A 7,124-nucleotide genomic window follows, 5' to 3' on the forward strand; every position below is an offset into this window, starting at 1 on the left:
CAGCTTAGTATCTTGATATTGGATTAACCAATACTGGCTGTACGGCACAGCTCACTATTCCCTCGGCAGTAAATGCCCCTGGGAATTTCTTTCTAATTATTTGAAGACTGCCATTAACATCGGCATTAATGACTATACCAGTTCCACTCCTGAATAAACCACGTTTAACTCGCTTGCCTACATAGTTTTCATGGCATATTGGTTTTTCTAAGTCAATAGCAGATGTTTTACTGGTGTAACTTTCTTCTGTTTCAATTACCTTAATTCCTGCTAACACACACTTATAAGTTATCTGTTTGACTAGCTTAGAATGTGGTATTTGAGTAAAATTTTGGTTATTTTTTTTGCCGATGTTTGCACCTTGTTTCCAATTATCATTTTTGCCTATGACTACAGTACCAATATTATTTGTGGTTAAATACTCAACCACTAATTTACTGGTGTTATGCAGATAATTGGAAACAAAACGATTTCGGTGATAGGTTAACGCTTCAATCTTACGGCTAGTTTTTTTCTGGCCCTTGAGAACACTTTGATATTTAGCTTTTCGCTTGTTGTAAAGCTGATTGACGCTTTTTAGTGGCTTCCCATTAACAAGCAGAGATTTTACACCAGGCTTGTTTGTAGCTAGAGCAACTAATCTATCAATCCCTAAATCTATTCCTGCTACATATGTAGACTCTATCCGTTGTTGTTGAGTTTTTTCATACACAACTTCAATTACATAGCAGCCAGTTGCAGGTACTATCCTCACTTCAACTACAGACTCAACCACTACAGGTATTTTGATATCACTCATCGATAAGTGACAAATACCGTCCTTTAGTGGTGCTTTATATACAGAATCTTTTGAGTAGATAACTACATTTCGGCCTTTGGTTTTGTCCTTATACTTTGGTATTTTAGGTTTACCTAAAAACTTCCCTGGATGTTTTGACCATTCTTTGATTGCCTGAAAATAACCACGCCAAGTTGCAACTAAGCATTTTATTATTTGTTTTGATACTTTAGTTGGTAATGCTCTGTAGGCATCGCTATTTTTGGTGGCGTGATATAGCTTGGTTAAATCTAGACTTTTTGAGCACTTGAAAAAATGCTGACGACAATAATAGTTCGCCAGGTTGTACAAGTTTTTTGATTTAAAGGCTAACTCATCACACACCCGCCAAAAGTTATGTGTTCGGTTAATAATATGTCTGTCAACAAGTCGCATTCACCCACTATAATTAATCTTAAGTTATTACCTGTTTAATATTACAACACTTTTCTACAAATAGCAACTACGCTTTTACAATTTTCATTCAACAGTTAATCACCCTAAGTAGCACAACTCTAGCTCCAGGAGAAACAACAACTGGCACTTACACCTATACAGTGACTCAAGCGGATATTGACAGTGCAGCAGATTTAGTCAACGTAGCTATTGCTGATAGTGACCAAACCGATCCTAAAACCGATGATGAAAAAGTTGATGTCTTGGAAGATGCAGATTTCTTACTGGTAAAAGAAGCTAATGTTAGTGAAGTGGATGAAGTGGGAGAAGTTATTACTTACACATATACGGCAACTAATAGTGGCAACCAAACTTTAACTGGATTTACTCTCAGCGATGATAACTTCACCCCTGACGATCTTACTGATGATTTTTTCCCAACTCTTACTAATAATGGTAATGGGGATACTAACTTAGATGTAGGTGAAACCTGGACATACATCGCAACCTACACTGTCACTCAAGCAGATTTCGATAGTGGCTTAGATTTAGTTAACGTCGCAACTGCTGATACCGACCAAACCGAACCTAAGACTGATGATGAAATCGTTGATGTAGTCCAAAATCCTAGCATTACCCTTGAGAAAGTAACCACCGATGGAGTTGTTACAGGGGATAATATTGGGGTTTCCGCAGGAGAGTCGATCTCTTGGATTTACACAGTAACTAATGATGGTAACTTGAACCTTTCCAATATTAATCTTATCGACGATCCACAAGGTGTGATTACAAATCTAATTTACAACGGTGATGGTGATGCTATTCTCGCTCCCAATGAAACCTGGATTTACGAATTAATCGGAACTGCTATTACTGGCAGTTATCAAAACCTCGGCACAGTCACAGGTGACCACTCCAATGGTCAAGGTCAAGTTGAAGCTAGTGACCCTAGTTCCTACACTGGAATTGAAGGTCCAGGAGTTCGCACACCAGGATTCTGGGTGAACTGGACTGAAGTTTGGGATGGCAACCCGGAAAATGACAGTCGCTTTGCAGAACGTTCTGGTTTCCCATCAGGAGACCTTTTGTTAGCGCCTTATTCAGCATCTGAGCAAGCACCACAGGTACTCGATCCAGTAAGTGGAACCTATCAGACAGGACTTCTTGTGGGTGACTACAACCGGAATGGGATTACCGATGACGGTGAAAGCACTATATTCTACACTCTCAACGAAGCCAAATCTATTCTTGCTGCCAAGCAAAAAGAGCAGAAAAACGACAAGCGGTACACTCTCGATCGCTCCTTAGTTGCTTCTTGGTTGAATTTCACTGCTTTTAACCCAGCACCAACAGATGACATCGATAATGGTCTTGCCTGGATTCAGGAGCATACACCAGATGAAAATTTTGATGGTATTGGTGACGGAGACCTCATCCTAGAGGCATCAACTTATGCTGTTCCAGCTAATTCTGACTTCTGGAATCAACCTAGTCCGATTGTGCCTAATGGCGGTGAATTAATTCACACTGCTCTAGACGATTACAACAATAATGGTCTTTTCTAAATCTATTCAGATTTTCTAGATTGAGGCGATCGATTCTGGGTAACGACTTCTAATATTAGAGGAAGTCGTTACTTTTGTTATTTGACACTCCATGGACTAAAGTCGTGTGGATTTTTCAGAGGAGCTTTCTATCGGGTTAAAACCACGATTTCCACATTGCTCGTTTACGAAGTATGCCGCTCCGGCACCAACATATCTTGCTGCAGTTTAGAGGCAAACAGCAGTAAATGGGATAGAGGCAATAATTGAAAATACTTCAAGATACCCCATCTCTCCATCTCCCCATCCCCCCCATCTCCACCTCTACAAAGGTGTTCCAAATACTTGCGTCCAATAATTATTGAAATTAACGCTACCAGTATCATTTTCTAAGAAATAGTAACCAACACCAATTTCCTGCAAATTTGGATCGAGAATGTTGGCGCGGTGTCCTGGACTATTCATCCATCCTTCTACTACTGCCTCCGGTGTCAAATACCCTACCGCAATATTTTCTGCCCAAGCTGAAAAGTCGTAACCTGTAGCTTCAATACGATCGCCTGCTGAAGAACCATCTAACCCTGTATGGTCGAAAAAGTCTTGCAGTGCCATATTCTCTGTGTGAGTTTGCGCTGCCTGACCTAACAATGGGTCTGTACTCAGGGGAGACAAACCCAACTGGGTGCGCTCTTGGTTGGTCAGTTCGACAACTCTATTAATGAATCTATTAATGAAATTTTGATTATCTGTTCAGTATTCAGACCTTCTTCAAATAAAAAATTGGCGCTACTGAGACTCCCTGCAGAGACATTCTAGCGCTATAGTTTCTCCAGTGAGGCGATCGACTATCGCAGTATTTTGCTGACAATCACTACTATTTTCTAGACTGATATTATCAAAGTTTAAACCATCGGGTAGTTGAATTATATCGATACCATTTTCAAAGTCAGCTATTTCATCCACACCTGCACCATTTTCTAAGACAAATACATCGCTACCTGCTCCACCATTAAGAGTATCTTGTCCCAAACCACCACTGAGAGTATCATTATCGCGATCGCCAAATAAAATATCATTGCCCCCATCCCCAAAGAGGCGGTCGTTATTTTTGCCTCCAAATAAACTATCCCCACCATTGCCCCCTCTAACAACATCAGCTTCGCGATCGCCACGGACTAAGTCGTTACCATTGCCACCTTCTACTGTATCATTGTCTTTCCCACCCATTAAAGTATCGTTGCCTCCCCCCCCAATAAGGCTATCTTCACCCCGGTTTCCCATGATGAATTCCGAGTCTGAAGACCCCGTAACTATATCGTTGCCACTAAGAGCAGCTAACCCATCGGTAAAATTAGCGAGTTCTCCAGGGGAAAGAGCGATCGCTTCTGTATTATCATTTCCCTTATGGGTTTAATATCCCACCGTCTACACGGTGCTCAAAATTGTTTGGGGGAGCGTAGACGCGGAGCGGCTTGTCGAAGACTATCCCCATGCAATTTTCCCTCCTGACTCCTGACTCCTGACTCCTGACTCCTTCTTCAACGGTGGCGAGTAAGTTATTGCCATTGGGCGTGAGTTCAGTTTCCATTTGTTACCTATTTTATTAGTTTTTTTTATTTAGACAGGACTTACGCAGAACCGTTATATCTAATAGGGGAGAATGCCATTCACCCCCTACAGATAGGCATTTACCCCCTACGGATAGCGTATTGTCTAATAATTTGCGTAAGTCCTGTTAGAATTAAATTCTGGTCAAAACTGATTTAATTTAACAATTAGTAATTGTCGCAAATTCAAATTAAATTCATACATCTACCTGTAAAAACACATATTTAGATATCTTGAAGAAAAGAGTCAGAAGACAGTAGTAAAAATTACCCTTCATCTCCCATTTTTCAGATAGACAGGACTTACGCAAAATACGAAATTATACACCATTTGTAGGGGCGAACAGCGGTTCACCCTATATGTGGTGGTTATGCGTAAATCCTGATAGATAAACCACAAAGCCAAAACTACAATTAACAGTACAGACATTCCGGAAAACATTCTTGCTTTGGTCTACTTTGACCGAAGTGAGTAAAAGACCATCAAAAAGTGGTGTTGGTGCATAGTAATGGTAGAGATAGTGTGAGGAGTTTGGGGACCCACCCCTAACCACTCCTGGGAGGGGAATGTGGGGAGTTTTGGAAGAAATTAAAAAATATATCTCTTCACCATTAGACATCTCCTCCAAAAGAGGAAATAGGGAATAGGGAATAGGTATGGAGGGGGAAAGAACTGATAATTTCTGTACGATAATTGATTTGATTTTTGATTTTTACCAGATGTCTATTACGCGAGCAGGACAACCCAAAAAGTTAACAAAACTTTGCAATCTGATAGTGGAACCTCTAACCCACAAGCTTGTAAAATCCAGGTGAACTATTAGAGAGGAATAGATTAAAATGAAAAAATATGTCTGTAATGCTTGTGGATATATATATGACCCAGAAGAAGGAGACGAAGATTCAGGAATAGCAGCAGGAACAGCTTTTGAAGACATTCCTGATGATTGGGTTTGCCCAGTTTGCGAGGTTGGTAAAGATGATTTTGAACCAGTAGAGGAGTAACTAATAAACCTCTCCGGAAAAGAGGGAGTAGGAAGTAGGGAGGTTGCATGCAACGTCCGTACAGAGTAGAGGGAAAGAATTGATGATTTATCTGCGATAATTGATTTTATTTTTTATTATTGGAGATGTCTAATATGTATAAAATGTTGGGGTTGGTGATTTGAGCTATGATATCGTGTCCGGATAAGAGCGCCATAGAACTCAGTTCCGCTTACACGTTAACGTGCGTTGTGCGCCAGCAAACAAAAAACTTTCTCCTTCTACTCCTCTTTCTTCCCTCCTAACTCCTGACTCCTAAGTAATCAAGATTAATATCATACACTAATTCAGCAACACCTAAAATGTCTTTCCCACCTCTGAAAATTGTAGTTATAGGTGGGGGAGCAGCAGGTTTTTTTGGAGCGATCACCTGTAGCACCCCCCACACTAATGTCACCATCTTAGAAGCAGGGCGACAAACTCTGGCTAAAGTGCGTATATCTGGCGGTGGTCGTTGCAATGTTACTCATGCCTGTTTCGACCCAGGAATTTTTGTTCAAAATTACCCCAGGGGAAGTAAAGCGCTTCGGGGTGCATTTAGTCAATTTCAGGCTCGTGATACTGTGGAATGGTTTACTGCGAGGGGCGTACAGTTAAAAACAGAAGCAGATGGACGGATGTTTCCCACTACTAATGATTCTGCTACAATTGTTGAGTGTTTAACTAGGGTCGCATTAGACCGAGGTGTAAGTATTCGCACGGGTGCAGCAGTGGTTTCTGTAACACGAAAGTCAACAGTGGGAGATAATAATTTATTTGAAATCAGATTAAAATCGGGAGAAATTGTGGAATGCGATCGCCTACTCTTAGCAACTGGCAGTAGTCCTCTTGGTTATCGTTGGGCAAAAGGATTGGGTCATCAGGTTGCAGCACCTGTACCTTCTCTATTTACTTTCAAGATTTCTGACCCACGCTTCCAAGAGTTGGCAGGTATTTCGGTTGAGAATGTCTGTTTACAACTGCCGACAGCTAAATTAAAACAGATAGGACCTATACTTGTGACTCACTGGGGTTTAAGTGGTCCGGCAGTTTTGAAATTATCCGCCTGGGGTGCAAGATTTCTCTATGAAAATGACTATAAAGCTGATTTATTGATTAATTGGTTATCTAAGCTTAACCCAGAAGATATACGAACAGAGTTATTAGCACTCAAAACTCAGGAAAAGAAAGCGATCGTTAATAGTTGTCCATTTTCTCTACCGCGTCGTTTGTGGGAAGGTTTAATTATTGCTGCGGATATTGACCCGCAAAAACGTTGGGGGGAGTTATCAAAGAAAGCTATTAACAAGTTGATTCTAGAATTGACTCAAGGTAAATATCAAGTTCAGGGTAAAGGGGTTTTTAAGGAAGAGTTTGTTACTTGTGGTGGGGTGAGTTTGAAAGAAATTAATTTTAAAACTATGGAAAGTCGTTGTTGTCAGGGGTTATATTTTGCTGGTGAAATATTGGATATTGATGGAGTTACAGGAGGTTTTAATTTTCAAAGTGCATGGACAACTGGATGGTTGGCAGGACAAAGTATGAAGGTTAGGGGAGTGGGGGAGTAGGGGAGCGGGGGGAGTGTGGGGAGTGTGGGGAGTGTGGGGAGTGTGGGGAGTGTGGGGAGTGTGGGGAGTGTGGGGAGTGTGGGGAGTGTGGGGAGGGTGGGAAGTGTGGGGAGGGTGGGGAGTGGTAGAGGACACGACGTAAGTTCAGTGAGGAGTTAAGGGGGGAAGG

General features: G+C 41.3%; 9 protein-coding genes. 5 read left to right on the forward strand and 4 right to left on the reverse strand.

All coding sequences use genetic code 11. From position 1 onward, the window contains the following. Positions 1–4: 4 nt before the first annotated feature. Positions 5–1,213: a transposase gene (locus F6K18_RS24055; RefSeq protein WP_287524829.1), complete on the reverse strand. Its 1,209-nt coding sequence runs from the start codon at positions 1,211–1,213 to the stop codon at positions 5–7. A gap of 161 nt (positions 1,214–1,374) precedes the next feature. On the opposite strand from F6K18_RS24055, the gene F6K18_RS24060 reads away from it, so the two are divergent. Then, positions 1,375–2,778, forward strand: coding sequence for a hypothetical protein (locus F6K18_RS24060; protein WP_287524831.1), 1,404 nt, complete (start codon positions 1,375–1,377; stop codon positions 2,776–2,778). A gap of 303 nt (positions 2,779–3,081) precedes the next feature. On the opposite strand, the gene F6K18_RS24065 is transcribed toward F6K18_RS24060, so the two are convergent. Both F6K18_RS24065 and F6K18_RS24070 read right to left on the reverse strand, forming a co-directional pair. Beyond that, positions 3,082–3,489: a CAP domain-containing protein gene (locus tag F6K18_RS24065; protein ID WP_353735154.1), complete on the reverse strand. Its 408-nt coding sequence runs from the start codon at positions 3,487–3,489 to the stop codon at positions 3,082–3,084. Between the two features lie 54 nt (positions 3,490–3,543). Next, entirely contained in the window at positions 3,544–4,071 is a 528-nt protein-coding gene (locus tag F6K18_RS24070; protein WP_287524849.1) for a calcium-binding protein, read from the reverse strand. Between F6K18_RS24070 and F6K18_RS24075 the strand changes: the two genes are divergently transcribed. Then, positions 4,037–4,171 carry a hypothetical protein gene (locus tag F6K18_RS24075; RefSeq protein WP_287524833.1) on the forward strand — a complete coding sequence of 45 codons (135 nt, stop codon included), beginning with the start codon at positions 4,037–4,039 and terminating at the stop codon, positions 4,169–4,171. The two genes, F6K18_RS24070 and F6K18_RS24075, sit on opposite strands and share 35 nt — an antisense overlap. Here the strand turns inward: F6K18_RS24075 and F6K18_RS24080 are convergent. After that, positions 4,160–4,345 carry a hypothetical protein gene (locus F6K18_RS24080; protein ID WP_287524835.1) on the reverse strand — a complete coding sequence of 62 codons (186 nt, stop codon included), beginning with the start codon at positions 4,343–4,345 and terminating at the stop codon, positions 4,160–4,162. The two genes, F6K18_RS24075 and F6K18_RS24080, sit on opposite strands and share 12 nt — an antisense overlap. A gap of 859 nt (positions 4,346–5,204) precedes the next feature. Between F6K18_RS24080 and rd the strand changes: the two genes are divergently transcribed. The 3 genes from rd to F6K18_RS24095 all read left to right on the forward strand — a co-directional run bounded on the left by rd (position 5,205) and on the right by F6K18_RS24095 (position 7,114). After that, complete coding sequence (gene rd / locus F6K18_RS24085; RefSeq protein ID WP_124147081.1) at positions 5,205–5,369, forward strand: rubredoxin; 165 nt, start codon at positions 5,205–5,207, stop codon at positions 5,367–5,369. Between the two features lie 341 nt (positions 5,370–5,710). After that, positions 5,711–6,955 (forward strand): NAD(P)/FAD-dependent oxidoreductase, encoded by a 1,245-nt coding sequence (locus F6K18_RS24090; RefSeq protein WP_287524837.1) that lies wholly within the window; start codon positions 5,711–5,713, stop codon positions 6,953–6,955. 15 nt (positions 6,956–6,970) lie between these two features. Beyond that, the gene (locus F6K18_RS24095; RefSeq protein ID WP_287524839.1) at positions 6,971–7,114 is read left to right on the forward strand and encodes a hypothetical protein; all 144 of its coding nucleotides are present in this window, start codon (positions 6,971–6,973) and stop codon (positions 7,112–7,114) included. The last annotated feature ends 10 nt before the right edge of the window (positions 7,115–7,124 follow it).

Origin of the sequence: Okeania sp. SIO2C2 (assembly GCF_010692625.1) — a bacterium.
Taxonomy (GTDB): Bacteria; Cyanobacteriota; Cyanobacteriia; order Cyanobacteriales; family Microcoleaceae; genus Okeania; species Okeania hirsuta.

Excerpts from the sequence above, each read along its gene's own strand:
- rd (WP_124147081.1), top strand. The coding sequence starts at position 5,205 with ATGAAAAAATATGTCTGTAATGCTTGTGGATATATATATGACCCAGAA.
- F6K18_RS24080 (WP_287524835.1), bottom strand. The coding sequence starts at position 4,345 with ATGGAAACTGAACTCACGCCCAATGGCAATAACTTACTCGCCACCGTT.
- F6K18_RS24090 (WP_287524837.1), top strand. The coding sequence starts at position 5,711 with ATGTCTTTCCCACCTCTGAAAATTGTAGTTATAGGTGGGGGAGCAGCA.
- F6K18_RS24055 (WP_287524829.1), bottom strand. The coding sequence starts at position 1,213 with ATGCGACTTGTTGACAGACATATTATTAACCGAACACATAACTTTTGG.
- F6K18_RS24075 (WP_287524833.1), top strand. The coding sequence starts at position 4,037 with ATGATGAATTCCGAGTCTGAAGACCCCGTAACTATATCGTTGCCACTA.